This is a genomic window from Devosia psychrophila, assembly GCF_000971275.1.
GTDB classification, from domain to species: Bacteria; Pseudomonadota; Alphaproteobacteria; order Rhizobiales; family Devosiaceae; genus Devosia; species Devosia psychrophila.
On record NZ_LAPV01000056.1, the window covers coordinates 13,847 to 29,161 of the forward strand.

General features: G+C 59.9%; 16 protein-coding genes. 8 read left to right on the forward strand and 8 right to left on the reverse strand.

Annotated features, from left to right (window positions below; genetic code table 11):
- Positions 1-117 precede the first annotated feature (117 nt).
- Together rpoH and WH91_RS04380 are read right to left on the reverse strand one after the other, a co-directional pair.
- Positions 118-987: an RNA polymerase sigma factor RpoH gene (gene rpoH, locus WH91_RS04375; protein ID WP_046169798.1), complete on the reverse strand. Its 870-nt coding sequence runs from the start codon at positions 985-987 to the stop codon at positions 118-120.
- A 281-nt stretch (positions 988-1,268) separates the two neighbouring features.
- On the reverse strand, positions 1,269-2,297 hold the full coding sequence (locus WH91_RS04380) for an RluA family pseudouridine synthase (RefSeq protein ID WP_046169799.1): 1,029 nt from the start codon (positions 2,295-2,297) through the stop codon (positions 1,269-1,271).
- Here WH91_RS04380 and WH91_RS04385 point away from each other — a divergent pair.
- Positions 2,296-2,649 carry a hypothetical protein gene (locus tag WH91_RS04385; protein ID WP_046169800.1) on the forward strand — a complete coding sequence of 118 codons (354 nt, stop codon included), beginning with the start codon at positions 2,296-2,298 and terminating at the stop codon, positions 2,647-2,649. The genes WH91_RS04380 and WH91_RS04385 overlap by 2 nt on opposite strands.
- Positions 2,650-2,811: 162 nt before the next feature.
- Here the strand turns inward: WH91_RS04385 and WH91_RS04390 are convergent, their stop codons facing one another.
- Complete coding sequence (locus WH91_RS04390; RefSeq protein WP_046169801.1) at positions 2,812-3,903, reverse strand: coiled-coil domain-containing protein; 1,092 nt, start codon at positions 3,901-3,903, stop codon at positions 2,812-2,814.
- Positions 3,904-4,114: 211 nt separating this feature from the next.
- On the opposite strand from WH91_RS04390, the gene WH91_RS04395 reads away from it, so the two are divergent.
- Positions 4,115-6,184 (forward strand): ATP-dependent helicase, encoded by a 2,070-nt coding sequence (locus WH91_RS04395; protein WP_046169802.1) that lies wholly within the window; start codon positions 4,115-4,117, stop codon positions 6,182-6,184.
- On the opposite strand, the gene WH91_RS04400 is transcribed toward WH91_RS04395, so the two are convergent.
- Together WH91_RS04400 and WH91_RS04405 are read right to left on the reverse strand one after the other, a co-directional pair.
- Positions 6,185-6,406, reverse strand: coding sequence for a hypothetical protein (locus WH91_RS04400; protein WP_046169803.1), 222 nt, complete (start codon positions 6,404-6,406; stop codon positions 6,185-6,187).
- A 151-nt stretch (positions 6,407-6,557) separates the two neighbouring features.
- The gene (locus WH91_RS04405; RefSeq protein WP_046169804.1) at positions 6,558-7,127 is read right to left on the reverse strand and encodes a DUF1134 domain-containing protein; all 570 of its coding nucleotides are present in this window, start codon (positions 7,125-7,127) and stop codon (positions 6,558-6,560) included.
- Between the two features lie 136 nt (positions 7,128-7,263).
- On the opposite strand from WH91_RS04405, the gene WH91_RS04410 reads away from it, so the two are divergent.
- From WH91_RS04410 to WH91_RS23145, 4 genes are all read left to right on the forward strand, one after another.
- Positions 7,264-7,731 (forward strand): YHS domain-containing (seleno)protein, encoded by a 468-nt coding sequence (locus WH91_RS04410; RefSeq protein ID WP_052952584.1) that lies wholly within the window; start codon positions 7,264-7,266, stop codon positions 7,729-7,731.
- A gap of 102 nt (positions 7,732-7,833) precedes the next feature.
- Positions 7,834-8,526: a histidine phosphotransferase ChpT gene (gene chpT / locus WH91_RS04415; RefSeq protein WP_046169805.1), complete on the forward strand. Its 693-nt coding sequence runs from the start codon at positions 7,834-7,836 to the stop codon at positions 8,524-8,526.
- 99 nt (positions 8,527-8,625) lie between these two features.
- Complete coding sequence (locus tag WH91_RS04420) at positions 8,626-8,994, forward strand: response regulator (RefSeq protein ID WP_046169831.1); 369 nt, start codon at positions 8,626-8,628, stop codon at positions 8,992-8,994.
- A 39-nt stretch (positions 8,995-9,033) separates the two neighbouring features.
- Entirely contained in the window at positions 9,034-9,177 is a 144-nt protein-coding gene (locus WH91_RS23145) for a DUF2256 domain-containing protein (protein WP_074797673.1), read from the forward strand.
- Here WH91_RS23145 and WH91_RS04425 read toward each other — a convergent pair.
- Together WH91_RS04425 and ctrA are read right to left on the reverse strand one after the other, a co-directional pair.
- On the reverse strand, positions 9,174-10,442 hold the full coding sequence (locus WH91_RS04425; RefSeq protein WP_046169806.1) for an RNA polymerase sigma factor: 1,269 nt from the start codon (positions 10,440-10,442) through the stop codon (positions 9,174-9,176). The genes WH91_RS23145 and WH91_RS04425 overlap by 4 nt on opposite strands.
- 111 nt (positions 10,443-10,553) lie before the next feature.
- A complete protein-coding gene (gene ctrA, locus WH91_RS04430; RefSeq protein WP_046169807.1) occupies positions 10,554-11,261 on the reverse strand; it encodes a response regulator transcription factor CtrA in 708 nt (235 codons plus the stop codon).
- Positions 11,262-11,683: 422 nt separating this feature from the next.
- Here ctrA and fliI point away from each other — a divergent pair, with 422 nt between their 5' ends.
- Both fliI and fliJ read left to right on the forward strand, forming a co-directional pair.
- Positions 11,684-13,012 (forward strand): flagellar protein export ATPase FliI, encoded by a 1,329-nt coding sequence (gene fliI / locus WH91_RS04435; RefSeq protein ID WP_046169808.1) that lies wholly within the window; start codon positions 11,684-11,686, stop codon positions 13,010-13,012.
- A 52-nt stretch (positions 13,013-13,064) separates the two neighbouring features.
- Positions 13,065-13,478, forward strand: a complete 414-nt coding sequence (fliJ, locus tag WH91_RS04440) for a flagellar export protein FliJ (protein WP_046169809.1) — start codon at positions 13,065-13,067, stop codon at positions 13,476-13,478.
- 411 nt (positions 13,479-13,889) lie between these two features.
- On the opposite strand, the gene WH91_RS04445 is transcribed toward fliJ, so the two are convergent.
- Entirely contained in the window at positions 13,890-15,296 is a 1,407-nt protein-coding gene (locus tag WH91_RS04445) for a sensor histidine kinase (RefSeq protein WP_046169810.1), read from the reverse strand.
- Positions 15,297-15,315: the final 19 nt, after the last annotated feature.

Genomic DNA, 15,315 nt, shown 5'->3' on the forward strand with positions numbered 1-15,315 from the left:
CTCGAGATGGATCCCGGATCAAGTCCGGGATGACATCGCGGGTGGGATGGCTAGGAGAATTTGGATTCAACAAAAAAGGCGGGCCTGAGCCCGCCTTCCGCATTCAGGTAAACCAATTTAATGCGCTGCAGCCGCAACCCTGACGGCGTCCTGCACTTTTTCAAATGCGCGGACTTCGATCTGGCGGATACGCTCACGGCTGACGTCATACTGCTGGGCCAGCTCTTCCAAAGTGGACGGGCTTTCCTGCAGGCGGCGGGCGTGGAAGATGGCCTTCTCGCGCTCGTTAAGCACGCTCATGGCGTTGTTGAGCAGGCCCATGCGCTCGGAATATTCCTCGCTCTCGCCCAGCGTGGTCTCGGCACTTGGGGTGTCATCGACCAGCCAGTCCTGCCATTCCGAACTTCCTTCGTCAGCTCGCATCGGCGAGTTGAGTGAGGCGTCGCCGGACAGGCGGGCATTCATCGAGACCACATCGGCCTCGGTGACCTTGAGCGTGGTGGCGATCTGGGTGATCTGGTCGGGATGCAGCGCACCATCGTCCAGCGCAGCGATCTGGCCCTTCACCTTGCGAAGGTTGAAGAATAGGCGCTTCTGGGCGGCGGTGGTGCCGATCTTGACGAGGCTCCAGCTCCGCAACACATATTCCTGGATGGCAGCACGAATCCACCACATGGCGTAGGTTGCCAGGCGGAAGCCCTTTTCGGGCTCGAAGCGCTTCACAGCATGCATCAGGCCCACATTGCCTTCCGAAATCACTTCGGAAATCGGCAGGCCGTAGCCGCGATAGCCCATTGCGATCTTGGCGACGAGACGCAGGTGGCTGGTGATCAGCTTTTGCGCTGCGCGGGGATCTTCGTGTTCCTTGTAGCGCTTTGCCAGCATGTATTCTTCATTCGGTTCCAGCATGGGGAACTTGCGAATTTCCTGAAGATAACGGCTCAGGCCGCCTTCTGCTGAAAGCACCGGCAAATTTGTCTGGGCCATTAATGCACCCCTTTCCTGTCCCCCACTGTAGCCACGCTGGATTGCGGCAAGATTGCCGAACCGCGTGCCCATCAGGGGCGAAATGTGATTGACGCGATGTCCAAACCCGGCCCATCGGCAAACTACGATGGATATATAAGCCGCAATCAGGCGAATGTAAGAGCACAAGCGCGCGAAAACGTTACAAATGCGAAAGGGTTCCAACCCTTGCATCGCTCCGTCCAAATATTACGCGCGAGCAGCCCACGTGGTTCATTCACCAAGCGGTGACTCGGCACGCTCTAGCGCGCAAACGCCTTGTCGTAGTCCTGCAGCACATCGTCCAGCGCCTGCAAATCTGGCGGCAAGGGCGCCTCGAAGTGCAGCTCCTCGCCGGTCACCGGATGCTCGAAGCCCAGCTCCGCGGCATGCAGCGCCTGCCGACCCAGCGCCTGGATGGGGCCAGCCACGTCGGGTGTCAGCTTGTTGATCTTGGTGGCATAGCCGGATGCATAAACCGAGTCAGCGACCAGCGGATGGTTGATATAGGCCATGTGGACGCGGATCTGGTGGGTGCGGCCGGTTTCGAGATGACACTGCACGCGGGTGATGTCCCAGCCCTCGCCGCCAAAGCGCGCTTCGACGAAATAGTGGGTGATCGCCTCGCGGCCATCCTTGCGCACGGTCTGCTTCAACCGGTTATTCTGGTCACGGCCTAGCGGCGCCTCGACGGTGCCCTTGGCGGTCTCGGTGGTGCCCCAGACATAGGCGATATAGGCGCGGTGCAACGGGCCCGTGCGGCCATGGTCGGCAAACTGCGCCGATAGGTGCTTGTGAGCCAGTTCGGTCTTGGCGGCCACCATGACGCCAGAGGTGTCGCGGTCGAGGCGATGTACGATGCCGGGGCGCTTGACGCCGCCGATGCCCTGCAGGCTATCGCCGCAATGGAACAGCAGCGCGTTGACCAGCGTGCGGTCAGGCGAGCCGGGGGCAGGGTGCACCACCATGCCGACGGGCTTGTTGATGACAATGAGCTGGTCGTCTTCAAACAGGATGTCGAGCGGAATATCCTGCGGCTGCGGATCGGCATCCTCGGGGGGTGGGGCAAGAAGGACGATTGTCTCGCCTTCCGTTACCCGGTATTTGGGCTCGCTAATGGTCTTGCCGTTGATGCTGACGGCATCGGCGAGGATCAGCTCCTTGAGCCGGCTGCGGCTCAGCGCAGGGTGTGCCTTGGCCAAAGCGGCATCGAGCCGGTTGCCGGCCAGGTCTGCATCGACCACGACCTCGACTTCCTCGCCCTCGAACTCTTCAACGGTATTTTCGGCCATGAGCGATTCCAATCAGACTGAGCCGAACGGCTCCAAGGCGGATGAGCCGCTGTCTCCCGAGGCGCTGGCCATGTTCAGCAAGGCGCGCCGTTCGTTCGGGATATCGATCGGCATCCTGTTGCTGGGCTTTATGGCGATTGGCTTCGCCCTTGTCTATCGCGTGATGCGCGATCGTCCCGAGCCAACCATCGTCGCTGAAGTCACCATACCCGTTAGGGCAGAGGTGGTTTCAGCGCTGGTGAGCGATGGGGCGATCAATGTGACGTATATGATCGATGGCATAACGACGCTGGCGCTGTTCGATCAGGCGACTGGCACGATGACGCGTGAAGTGGTGATTGGGGCTGAGTAGGTTGGCTGGTGGGTGTGGGAAGAAGGAAGAATACCCCCACCTAACCTCCCCCTGAAAAGGGGGAGGAATCTGTGCGGCGATTTGGGCAACATGGTGCCATAAACTCGATAAAGTCCCTCCCCCTCATCAGGGGGAGGCCAGGTGGGGTACCCGACAAGGACTCTACCGCCCCTGTATTTCCCTTAGCGCCGCCATGCGATCGCTCACCGATCCGCCCTTGCGCTCGCCCTTCAGTGGCTCGATCGGCAGCATGTCGCTCCCCACCCCGTCATCGGCAAAGCGCTGGACGCGGTCGAACAGGCTTTCTTCCGAGGGCTGGGTCACCGCAGTATCGGTATCCACTGCATAGACCAAGCGGCTGACGCTGGCGGCGATGTCGTTCAGCCGCTCGCGCAGGTGGGCTTCTTCGAGCCGCTCGGTGTCCCAGTCTTCGAGAATGGTGGATTCCACATTGGCCACCTTCTTGCGCAACTGTTCGACTTCGGCTTCGAGGCCCAGCTTGTCGGCCAGCAGTTGCTGGTTGCGGGTGCTGGCCTTTTCCAACGTATCGGTGGTTTCGGCGAGCAGCGCGTTGAGCCGGTTTTCGGCGCTGGCCATGCGCGCTTCGGCGGTGGTCAGGTTGTCGGCATCGGTGGAGCGGTCGTCGCTGTGGCCGGCCAATGCTTCGCGCATCTGGGCGATGGCGGCGGTGGTTTCGGCGCTGCGGCGGTCCGAGCTTTCCAGCCGGGCGATCAGGCTGCGGGCCTGGTCTTCGAGGAAGGTGGCGCGCTTTTGTTCGATGGCCAGCGCCGTGTTCAGCCGGTTGGCGTCCTCGTCATTGTGGCTATCGAGTTCGCGGTCGCGCATGCGCAGGCGCTGGGCGAGGTCGGTGGTCTCGCGCTCTAGCTCGGTGGTGCGAGCACGCAGTTCGGCCTCGCGCTCCTCAAGCTCGGTGACCACGGCCTGGTGCCGGTCGCGTTCGACCTTGAGCGCGCCAAGGTCGCTGCGCTTCTGGTTTACTTCGCCAAGTTGCTCGGCAAGCCGCTTGCGCAAGGTTTCGACATTCATTTCCAGCCGGCGCGTTGACAGCGCAAACTCGGCACGCAATTGATCCTTGTCGGCGCGGAATTCGGCCATGGTGATTGGCGTTGCGGCTTCGATGCGCCGCTTGGTCAGCCGGACCGCGCGTTTCCACACCGCCGGCAGGACGATCAGCGACATCAGGCCAGCGACCAGCAGACCTAGCGCGAAATACATGATGTTCTCGATGACCATCGGCCCAACTCCGGCGCCCGCGTCAATACGCAATGCGGCTCATTCTGTTCTGACATCCGCAAGATAGCCTCGCCAGATTTGCCAGTGGTTAACCCTAACGCTTTGTCTGGACGGCGTCACGATCCAGCCCACATCTGTGATTGGCTGCGTGAGGTTGTTGCGAACAAAACGAGAAACGTGCTCCGCTGCGGCAGCTTTACCGGACCGATTCGTGCTCACCGCCCCAGATTATCTCGACATCCTCAATCCAGAGCAGCGCCGCGCCGTCGAGCATGGCGTCGGCTCGGCCACGTCGGGTCCGCTGCTGGTGATTGCCGGGGCTGGATCGGGCAAGACCAATACGCTGGCGCATCGGGTGGCCCATCTTATCGTCAAGGGCGCCGACCCTCGGCGCATCCTGTTGATGACCTTCTCACGCCGTGCCGCAAGCGAAATGAGCCGCCGTGTCGAGCGCATCGCGGCGCGTGTCATGGGCACCTCGTCCGGCGCGGTCACCGATGCGCTGAGCTGGGCCGGGACATTTCACGGCATCGGCGCACGCCTGCTGCGCGAGCATGCCACCCAGCTCGGGCTCGATCCTGCCTTCACCATCCATGATCGCGAAGACAGCGCTGACCTGATGAACCTGGTCCGGTATGAACTGGGCCTCAGCGAAGCCAAGAGCCGTTTCCCCACCAAGGGAACCTGCCTTGCCATCTATTCGCGCGTGGTCAATGCGCAGGGCGACCTTGAAGAGGTGCTGAAGAACCACTTTCCGTGGTGCGCCATGTGGCCCGAGCAATTGCGCAACCTGTTCGGCGCCTATGTGGCGGCCAAGCAGAACCAGAACGTGCTCGATTACGACGACCTGCTGCTCTATTGGGCCGGCATGATGGCCGAGCCAGCCATTGCCGCCGAGGTTTCTGCGCGGTTCGACCATGTGCTTGTCGACGAGTATCAGGACACCAACAAGCTGCAGTCATCGGTGCTGCTGGCCCTGCGGCCGGGCGGGCAGGGCCTGACGGTGGTGGGCGACGATGCGCAGTCGATCTATTCGTTCCGCGCCGCCACGGTCCGCAACATTCTCGATTTCCCGGCGAGCTTTTCGCCGCCGGCCGATATCATCACGCTGGATCGCAATTACCGCTCGACCCAGCCGATCCTTGCCGCCGCCAATGCCGTGATCGATCTGGCCAGCGAGCGCTTCACCAAAAACCTGTGGACCGAGCGGCTCTCCGACGCCAAGCCGTATCTGGTGACGGTGCGCGATGAGGCCGATCAGGCGCGCTATGTAGTGCACAAGGTGCTCGAAGCGCGCGAGGGCGGCATGACGCTGAAAAACCAGGCCGTGCTGTTCCGCACCTCAAGCCATTCCGGGCCGCTCGAAATCGAGCTGACACGGCGCAATATTCCGTTCGTAAAGTTCGGTGGCCTCAAGTTCCTCGATGCCGCCCATATCAAGGATCTGCTGGCCATCCTGCGTTGGGTGGAAAATCCGCGCGACCGGGTGGCCGGCTTTCGTGTGCTGCAATTGCTGCCCGGTGTCGGCCCGGCTTCAGCGGGGAGAGTGCTCGACGCCATGGCGACCGGGCCCGACCCTGTGTGGGCGCTGGGCGAAATCCCGACGCCGCCGCGCGCTGCCGAAGGCTGGAGCGGGCTGGTGGAAATGTTCACCCGGCTGTCGCGCCGCGAGACAGCATGGCCGATAGAGTTGGGCTATGCCTGGCTGTGGTACGAGCCGCTGATGGAGGCGATCTTTGAGGATGCCATCATCCGCCAGGCCGATATCTTGCAGCTCGAACAGATCGCCGGCGGTTATCAAAGCCGGGAGAAGTTTCTGACCGAGCTGACGCTCGATCCGCCCGACGCCACCAGCGACCAGTCGGGAGTACCGCTGCTCGATGAGGATTACCTGATCCTCTCGACCATCCACTCGGCCAAGGGCCAGGAGTGGAAGTCGGTGCATGTGCTCAACGTAGTGGATGGCTGCATTCCGTCGGACCTCGGCACTGGTTCTACCCATGAGCTCGAAGAGGAGCGGCGCCTGCTCTACGTAGCGATGACCCGAGCCAAGGATGAGCTCAACGTCATCGTGCCGCAGCGCTTCTTTGTCACCCAGCAGCACAAGCATGGCGATCGGCACCTGTATGCCCAGCGCACGCGTTTCATCCCGCGCAACATGGTGCCGCTGTTCGAGGATATCCTCTGGCCCCCGGTGACGCCCGCCTATATCGACGGCCTGTCGCCCGCGCCGGTGCGCATGGATATCGGCGCCCAGATGCGCGGCATGTGGAGCAAGTAGCTACGAAGCGGGCTTGGCTTGATTGGGGCGCCACACGGTCTCGGTCTTGAGGTCGGCATCCTGCACCACCACTTCAACCTCATTGTCATCGAGCTTGCTGGCTTCCTCGATGGCAGCGGCAACGGCTTCCTCGCGCGACGAATAAGGCCCGGTAAGATCGCCCTTGAAGCTAAAGTGCCAGGACCGATCCTGGGCCGCGACGACAAAATGTTGACTGGACATGACGCACCTCCGCACCGGTAACGCGGAACAGGGTGGCGAGATGCGTGGGTGGATAAATATGTGCAGGAAGGGTTCTTGTTAGAGGGTACTCCCACCCAACCTCCCCCTGTCAGGGGGAGGTTGGGTGGGGGTACTCCGATCCATCAATAGATCAGAACGGGTTCCACGTTGGCTCATTGGTAAACTTCAAATATCCGACATTGATGCCGAGACGGGCGCCGACACCTGAGCGGATCGGCACCATGACCACGTTGGACCGCTTGATCACCGTCATACCGAAGCCGCCCAGCACATAGGCTGAGCCATCGACGCCGGCGAAGCGGCCGAGCACGTCCTGGATCTGGTTGAGGTTATACACCAGCATCATAACCTTGGAGCCGTCGCCGCCGATATCGAAGCCGATGGACGGGCCCTGCCAATACACGTTGAACTCACCGGCATTGCGGGTGTGCAGAACGCCCTCGCCATAGCGGGCGCCGGCAAACAGGGCGCCACCGGCATCTTCGCCGAGGACATAACCATTGGGCAGGCCGAACTGGCTGACCGCACGCTCGACCAGCGAGGCGAGGCCCTGCGAGGTCGAACCAAAGAAGGCGCGACCGTCATCGACCAGTTCCTCGCCCGAAAAGCTATCGCTGAGCGAGCCCTGCGCGAAGGCCACGGGGATTGGCGCGGCAAAGGCGGACACCAGGGCGATAAGGAGGGCGAGGCGCTTGAACATCTAAGTCTCCCGAGGATTGACGTGCCGTCAGTACGAAGTCGTTAAGGCTTGAACCGTAACTTCGTGGCGAACATTAGTCGCGGGCGCGCCGATCGTTAGGTCGATGATGAAGCAAATCTCTAAACAAATCTTAACCATGCTTGCCTTTGTTTTGCCGCTTTTAGGCATGGTGTCGGCTGCCGTATTGCCGGCCCGGGCGCAGTCCGTGGTCACGATGTATGTGACCGATCCGCTGACCGGCGTCGGCATCTATGGCTGGGATCCGGTGAGCTACTTTACCGAGCCCGTGCCACTGCTGGGTCGTGGCGACTATGAATACGTCTGGCAGAACGTGCCTTGGCATTTCGCCACGGAGGCCAATCGCGACATCTTCAAATCGGCACCCGAAATCTACGTGCCGCAGTTTGGAGGCCACGGCGCCATGGGTGTGGCGCGCGGCTACGTCTCGGATAGCGATCCCAAGATGTATACCGTGTTCAAGCAGCGGGTTTACCTGTTCTACTCGGCTTCAGGCCGCGAGGCGTTCGTGCTGGCTCCCGATGAGGCGGCGATGGCGGCCGAGGCCAACTGGCTGAACCTCTCCAAAAACCTCTCGATCAACTAGGTTTTTACGCCAGGCATGGCGAGAAAATGCCCCCAACTTCATGTCCAATTTACCGTCCAGCCCGTAATGTCGGCAGAATTGATTCTTACGGAGAGTGCCGGCATGGACATCATCGAGCTCAAGGCAACCGACCTCGCGGCCATGCTGTGTTCCAGGGTCTGCCACGACCTGATCAACCCGATCGGGGCGATCGGCAACGGTCTTGAAGTGCTGGCCGATCCCAACCAGGGCGAAATGGCGGAAGGCGCGCGCGACCTGATTGCCAGCGCCGCCCGTCAGAGCCGCGCCAAGCTCGAGTTCGCCCGCCTCGCCTACGGCGCATCGTCGACCGCAGGCACCGATATCGACACCCGCGAATGCGAGCGCGTCGCCCGCATCCAGTTCGAAATTGAAAAAGCGGACCTCGAATGGAACGTGCCGCTGATCCTTTTGCCCAAGCATAAGGCCAAGCTGTTCATGAACCTGCTGCTCATCGCCGCCATGTCGGTGCCGCGCGGTGGCCACGTCACCGCTGCGATCCTTGGCGATGCCGGCAATGAGCGTTTCGAATTTACATCCAAGAGCGACCCCGAAAAACGTCAGAAGACCCTGATCCCTTCCGGCGCCGCTGGCCTGCTTGCCGGCACGCCGGACGAGGGCTTCGTCGACGCACGGGGCATCCAGCCGTTCTATACCGGCCTGCTCGCCCGCATGACCGACATGGAGGTCAATATCGGCATCGAGAGCGACATGTTTTTCCTGACCGCGACACCCAAGGCCAAGGTCGAGGCGGCACTGGAAACGCCCTCCGCGTGAGGGAATGGCGGCTAAAACGCTCGCATAGTGCTAACCAATTCCTAGGATGTGTCCCTCATGATCGAGGGAAGCGTCAGCCTCCGCGGAGCCATAACGGCCATGAAATCCTGCCTCATCGTCGATGATTCGAGTGTGGTGCGCAAAGTCGCGCGCCGCATCCTCGAAGACATGGACTATATCGTCGATGAAGCCGAAGACGGTCAGGACGCCTTCGACAAATGCCGTCAGGAAATGCCCGACGCCATCCTGCTCGACTGGAACATGCCGATCATGAGCGGGCTGGAATTCTTAAAGCTGCTAAGGGCTTACCTCGGTGGCGACAAGCCGCACATCGTGTTCTGCACGGTCGAAAACGATATCGGCGCCATCGCCATGGCGCTCAAAGCGGGCGCCAGCGACTACATGATGAAGCCGTTCGATCGCATCATTCTCGAGGCGAAATTCGAAATGCGCGATCGCGCCGCCTAGCTAAAAGCCCCAGCCTGCGGTGCGACAGGACAAGACCACATGCACAAAAAGCAAAATCTCCCGCACAAGATCTGCGTTACCTGCGGCCGCCCCTTCGATTGGCGCAAGAAGTGGGCGCGGGTTTGGGATGAGATAAAATACTGCTCCGACCGATGCCGTCGTGCGGCCAAGGAAAAATCCTAAACGATGTTTTTTTCCTCAGCGCGGCCAAGCAGGTAGGCCTTTTCACGCTCGTTTCGCGTCAGTTCGGCCGCCTTGCGGAATTCCAGCATGGCCTCGGTGTGGCGGCCCAGCTTGCTCAGCATATCGCCGCGCACGCCATAGAGCAGATGATAGTTCTGCAGCGCCGGGCTGTCTTTGATGGTGTCGATTAGTGCTAACGCGGCGCTAGGGCCTTCAGCCATGGAAATCGCCACGGCGCGGTTCAGTTCGATAACCGGCGATGGGGTCACTTGCGCCAGCACGGCATAGAGCGCTGCGATGCGCGGCCAGTCGGTATCACCGGCCTTTTGAGCACGGGCATGACAGGCGGCAATGGCAGCCTGTAGGGCATATGGCTCATTTTCTCCTTTTAGATCAATGGCTTGTTGTAGCGATGTCAAGCCATGCTGGATCAGCAGTTGATCCCAGCGCAACCGGTCCTGATCCAGCAACAGCACCGGCTGGCCTTTGGCATCCGTGCGCGCCGAGGTGCGCGAGGCCTGGATTTCCATCAGCGCCAATAGGGCATGCACCTCGGAATCTCCGGGCGCCAGGCGGGCCAGCACTAGGCTGAGGCGGATGGCTTCGTCGCAGAGTTGCGGCCGCATCAGGTCATCGCCGGCGGTGGCCGAATAGCCCTCGTTAAAGATCAGATAAAGTACCCCGAGTACCGAGCCCAGCCGTTCGGCGCGCTCTTCGCCACGCGGCACTTCGAAGGGAATGCCGGCATCGGCGATGGTTTTTTTGGCGCGGACAATACGTTGGCCGATGGTTGATTCCGTCGCAAGGAACGCTCGGGCTATCTCCTCGGTCGTCAGGCCACCCAGCAGCCGGAGGGTGAGCGCGACACGCGATTCGGCCGGCAGGATGGGGTGGCAGGCGGTGAAGATCAGCCGCAGGAGGTCGTCGCCGACCTCGTCATCCAGCGCCTCAACCAGGTCCGCCTCATGGTCCGGCGTATTGTCCTCGATGATGCGGCCGACCTCTTCGAGCTTGGTCGACGCCATCTTGCGGTGGCGGAAATAGTCGATGGCGCGGCGCTTGGCGGTTTGCATCAGCCAGGCACCGGGATTGCTCGGAATGCCGGTTTCCGGCCATTTCTTCAGCGCGACCAGCAAGGCATCCTGCGCCATTTCCTCGGCTAGCGAGATATCGCGCAGCATGCGCGTCAGGCTGGCGATCAGCCGGGGCTGCTCGGACTTCCAGACCGTGTTGATGACGCGATGGGTTTCGGATTTGGGGCTCATGGCCCGATGAAACCAGCATAAACCGCTGCGAGCAAACACTTCCTCCGCCCAAATAAAAACCCCACGCGACTTGCGTCACGCGGGGCAAAGTTCGACAGGGGAGGTAGGTCCTTAGGCAACGTTCTCGTTGTAGCCTTCGTCAACGTCGGGCTCGCGCAGCACATAGCCGCGGCCCCAGACGGTTTCGATGTAATTCTTGCCGCCGGTCGCAACAGAGAGCTTCTTGCGTAGCTTGCAGATGAACACGTCGATGATCTTGAGTTCGGGTTCGTCCATGCCACCATAGAGGTGATTGAGGAACATTTCCTTGGTGAGCGTCGTACCCTTGCGGAGGGAGAGCAGCTCCAGCATCTGGTATTCCTTGCCGGTGAGGTGCACGCGTTGGGTGTGCACTTCGACGGTTTTGGTGTCCAGGTTGACGGTCAGTTCGCCGGTCGAGATGACTGACTGAGCATGGCCCTTGGAACGACGGACGATGGCGTGGATGCGGGCCACGAGTTCGTCCTTGTGGAACGGCTTGGTCATGTAGTCGTCGGCGCCGAAGCCGAGACCGCGGACCTTGTCCTCAATGCCGGCCAGACCGGACAGGATCAATATTGGCGTCTGCACCTTGGCGACGCGCAATGTCCGCAAGACTTCGTAGCCGCTCATGTCGGGTAAGTTCAAGTCTAACAGTATGATGTCGTAGTCATACAACTTGCCGAGATCGACACCTTCTTCACCGAGATCGGTGGTGTAGACGTTGAAGCTTTCGGACTTCAGCATCAGTTCGATGCTCTGCGCAGTCGCGCTGTCGTCCTCAATAAGGAGTACCCGCATTATATTCCCCTTGTCATTTCGTTCCTGCTGGAACCGTGGACCTGGACTGCCACGCCAACCCTACTGGATATGACTGAACCCTAAGCTCAAATAGTTAACAAAGTTTAATTCGGTTCGGCAATACGCAAACGGTGTTAGTATGAATTAAGTCTAAGTCATTGAAAATTATGGGTTAATCTTATCAATTTTTCTTAACAAAATGGTTTAAGTAGACGTTCTAAGCGACTCATCCGACTCGCGCAATCGTAGCTGTATGGGGGGTTGGCGGGGTATCGACGCAATGCAGCGGACAGACCGGGCCAAGTCCTCAAATAGCGCCATTTGCTTAACAATGGGTTACGGTGTGATTCGAAAATGTCCTCGAATCGAGCCCGTTGGAAACCATAAACCGACCGTGGCGATGAACGGAACCTGAACGCATTATGAAGGCACTGATCTCTGCTATTGACGCGATCGACGACATCGAGGTGTTCGGCCGAGTCAAATCGGTGCAGGGCCTGCTGATCGAGATCGTCGGGCCGGTGCGCGAGTTGCGCGTCGGTGGTCGGGTGCAGATCGAGACGGTCAATAATGAGCAATTGGCGGCCGAGATCATCGGCTTCAAGGGGGGACATGCCCTGTGCCTGCCGTTCGGCCAACTGGGTGGCGTCCGGATGGGATGCAAGGCGGTGTTCCAGCGCCACGACGGCGCAGCATTCCCGTCCGAGGCTTGGCTGGGCCGGGTGATCAATGCCAATGGCGAGCCGATCGACGGCAAGGGACCATTGCCGCGCGGCGCCAAAGCGTTCCCACTTCGGCAGGACCCGCTGCTGGCGCACGACCGCGTGCGGGTGGGTGGTCCGCTTAATCTCGGCGTGCGCTGCCTCAATACCTTTACGACGCTGTGCGAAGGCCAGCGTATGGGCATCTTTGCCGGATCTGGCGTCGGCAAGTCGGTGCTGATGTCGATGCTGGCGCGCAATACCGATGTCGACGTCTCGGTAATCGGGCTGATTGGCGAGCGGGGCCGCGAAGTGCATGAGTTCGTTCAGGAATATCTGGGCGAGGAAGGCCTGGCGCGGGCCGTGGTGGTGGTCGCCACCTCGGACGAGGCGGCTTTGATGCGACGGCAGGCGGCCTATATGTCGCTGGCCCTCAGCGAGTTCTTCCGCGACCAGGGCAAGCGCGTCCTGTGCATGATGGACAGCCTGACGCGCTTTGCCATGGCGCAGCGCGAAATCGGCCTCGCCATCGGCGAACCGCCCACCGCGAAGGGTTATCCACCGACAGTTTTCACGGAATTGCCACGATTGCTCGAAAGAGCGGGTCCAGGCACGCCTACGACCGGTTCTATTACGGGTCTATTTACCGTTTTGGTGGAAGGTGATGATCACAATGAGCCCATTGCGGATGCCGTACGCGGTATTCTCGATGGTCACATCGTGATGGAGCGCGGGATTGCGGAACGGGGTCGTTACCCTGCAGTCAACGTGCTCCGGTCCATCTCGCGCACCATGCCAGGGTGTGTCCCGACCGAATTTCGGCCGGTCCTGGCGAAGGCAAGAGAGCTCATGTCCATTTTCTCGGACATGGAGGAACTGATCCGGCTGGGGGCTTACCGGAAAGGGTCAGATCCGAAAGTGGACCGCGCGATCGCAATCAATCCGGCGCTTGAGGCTTTTCTAAGTCAAAGCCGGGAGGATACGACATCGATTGCCGAGGGCTATGAAATGCTCAAGGTGATCATGGAGCAAGCGGGCGCGGCAGGCTGATGGGGCGGTGTTTGCGTCCCGGAACTGACTTGGTGTGTAAGGAGTACAGGTCTTGAAATCGCGCAGCGAGAGCCTCATTCGGCTCAAGAAGTTCCAGGTGGACGAGAAGCGCCGTCAGGTCGCGCAGATCGAAATGATGATTAGCGATTTCGAGCGCATGGCGTCCGAGCTCGACCAGCAGATCGAAATCGAGCAGACCAAGACGGGCATTTCGGATGTGGCGCATTTCGCCTATTCGACCTTTGCCAAGGCCGCGCTGACGCGCCGCGACAACTTGCTCAATTCTGCCAGCGACATGAAGGGCAAGCTTGAAGCAGCCCAGGATGGCCTGGCCGAGGCTCTCGAAGATCTCAAAAAGGTCGAGCTTCTCGACCAGCGCGAGCATCAGCGCGAGAAGGACGAGCAGCTGAAAATCGAACAGCAGGAATACGACGAAATCGGCCGCCTGCGCTTCTCGCGGCAATAGCTCCGCTCAATCGAATTCAAAAGGCCCGCTCAGTACGGGCCTTTTTTTGATTGGACGAGCAAGGCCGCTACTCAGCAGCCACACCCAAATCCGGCCCCGAGCCGTCACCAGTTCGCGGTGTGAATAGATAAGTTTGTTTTCTTCGAGCAGATGCAAAGCCGTTGTCACGCTCATCTGCGGTCATTCTGCCCGATCGTGCCTCATCAGTATCCAGTGTCAGTTGCTCGTCCACGTGATGGGTGGCTGTCCCTATTCTATCGCAAAGCAGCACACGAGGACGGGCAATCGTCGGCGCCTGCGTCTCATGACGTCGGATCTTGCTGGCAATCGGCACTTCGGCTGGAGATATTCGTCGGCGCCTCGGGCAAATGCTTATTGCCGAGGGTGCGTGAATTAAAGCTGGTCGATAAGTTATTCAACAATTTCCAGCGCCATGAACAAAGTTGCCTGCTGGGTGTCCTTTTCGAATGAGAAGTTCCCACCAAAACTGGTAACTCTCGCCTCTAGTCCGTCGAGCCCGAGGGCAAAGCGCTCGCGGGCGACAGCAGAATCCGGATTCTGGCGGACTCGGTTTGAAATAGCCACCTGGATTTTCCCATCGATAACCGTTGCAGCCATTTTAGTTGTTCCAGGTACTCCGTGACGAAGAGCGTTTGACAGTCCCTCTTGGCAGAACCGATAGACACATAGATTGACTGGATAGGGCGCTCGCACCTCGCCTACGGAGATTTCGGCAACGATCTTTGTGCCGCCGGCCGATGAGTGCAAAAGCGCCTTTGCAATCAGCGCGCCCAGATCGAGGTCCCGGATTTCAGGCAGGGTCATCCCGGTTGCGATATCGCGCACCTCGCCAAGTGCTTCAGATAGTGCTTCCTCTATATCGGCCAGCCGCTTTGATCGATCCTCCTTCAGCCTTGTGCTGCGCACCGAGCCCAAATTGAGCAGCGCAAGAGCAATCAGTTGCACGGGACCATCATGCAGGTCGGCCTGGAGTGTGCGCAGGTATCGGTCTGTAATTTCCGTAGCACTTTTTGACGCTTTTCGAGCGATTTCGCGGGTCTTGCGGTATTTGGCAGCCAAGGCTTCGGACTGTCGCAATCGAGTCGCAAGATTCGCCTTTTGCAGCTCGATGGTCTTGGACCCATGTCTGACGATGCTGAAGAGTACAGCGGATACGAGTGACGCAGTAGCCAGCACGGCCAGGCAAGTCAGAATAGTCGATCTCAGCAAGGCCTCTTCGAGCGGAGCCGTGAGCTCATGGATTTCGGCAACGCCGATGACTTCGCCGGCCTTGTCCAGATAAACCGGGATATAGATTTCGGAGTAATCATCCTTGAAATTACGCCCCACATGTTCCTCCGTCCCGAGCTCGGTGAAGGAGGCAATCACCTGTCCCTGCAACGCTTGTTTCACTCCTGGGGGCAAGGGAAAACGTCGACCGATAATTTCGTGGCTGTTGGAGTAGGCGATGGTTCCATCGGAAAGCCAGACGTCGAGATAGGGGAACCGACTGATAAAGGCAGGTTGCTGCATGACGTCGTCAAGAAAAGCGCCGGTTTCCGGGGACACCAATGTGGTGGTCGCTAGCTCCTGAAGATGGGGCGAAACAACGCTATCCACGAAAAGTGCAGTCGTAGCGGCGCGCTGGGTAATGACGTTTTCGGTCACGATGCTCATCATCGCCAGAGCGCAAAGGACCAGCGCTACGACCAACATTGTACCACCGGCCAACGATGCCTGGCTGGCAAGGCTGAGATTGACCCACCTGCGGCCCAAACCAATCCGCCATCTGCTTATTATCGTGCCGTAGTCACTCACGCCGGCCTCAATGTCTCTA

Coding starts and splice junctions, on each gene's coding strand:
- WH91_RS04390 (WP_046169801.1), bottom strand. CDS start 3,903: ATGGTCATCGAGAACATCATGTATTTCGCGCTAGGTCTGCTGGTCGCT.
- ctrA (WP_046169807.1), bottom strand. CDS start 11,261: ATGCGGGTACTCCTTATTGAGGACGACAGCGCGACTGCGCAGAGCATC.
- rpoH (WP_046169798.1), bottom strand. CDS start 987: ATGGCCCAGACAAATTTGCCGGTGCTTTCAGCAGAAGGCGGCCTGAGC.
- WH91_RS04425 (WP_046169806.1), bottom strand. CDS start 10,442: ATGAGCCCCAAATCCGAAACCCATCGCGTCATCAACACGGTCTGGAAG.
- WH91_RS04410 (WP_052952584.1), top strand. CDS start 7,264: ATGCTTGCCTTTGTTTTGCCGCTTTTAGGCATGGTGTCGGCTGCCGTA.
- WH91_RS23145 (WP_074797673.1), top strand. CDS start 9,034: ATGCACAAAAAGCAAAATCTCCCGCACAAGATCTGCGTTACCTGCGGC.
- WH91_RS04405 (WP_046169804.1), bottom strand. CDS start 7,127: ATGTTCAAGCGCCTCGCCCTCCTTATCGCCCTGGTGTCCGCCTTTGCC.
- fliI (WP_046169808.1), top strand. CDS start 11,684: ATGAAGGCACTGATCTCTGCTATTGACGCGATCGACGACATCGAGGTG.
- WH91_RS04380 (WP_046169799.1), bottom strand. CDS start 2,297: ATGGCCGAAAATACCGTTGAAGAGTTCGAGGGCGAGGAAGTCGAGGTC.
- WH91_RS04385 (WP_046169800.1), top strand. CDS start 2,296: ATGAGCGATTCCAATCAGACTGAGCCGAACGGCTCCAAGGCGGATGAG.
- WH91_RS04420 (WP_046169831.1), top strand. CDS start 8,626: ATGAAATCCTGCCTCATCGTCGATGATTCGAGTGTGGTGCGCAAAGTC.
- chpT (WP_046169805.1), top strand. CDS start 7,834: ATGGACATCATCGAGCTCAAGGCAACCGACCTCGCGGCCATGCTGTGT.
- WH91_RS04400 (WP_046169803.1), bottom strand. CDS start 6,406: ATGTCCAGTCAACATTTTGTCGTCGCGGCCCAGGATCGGTCCTGGCAC.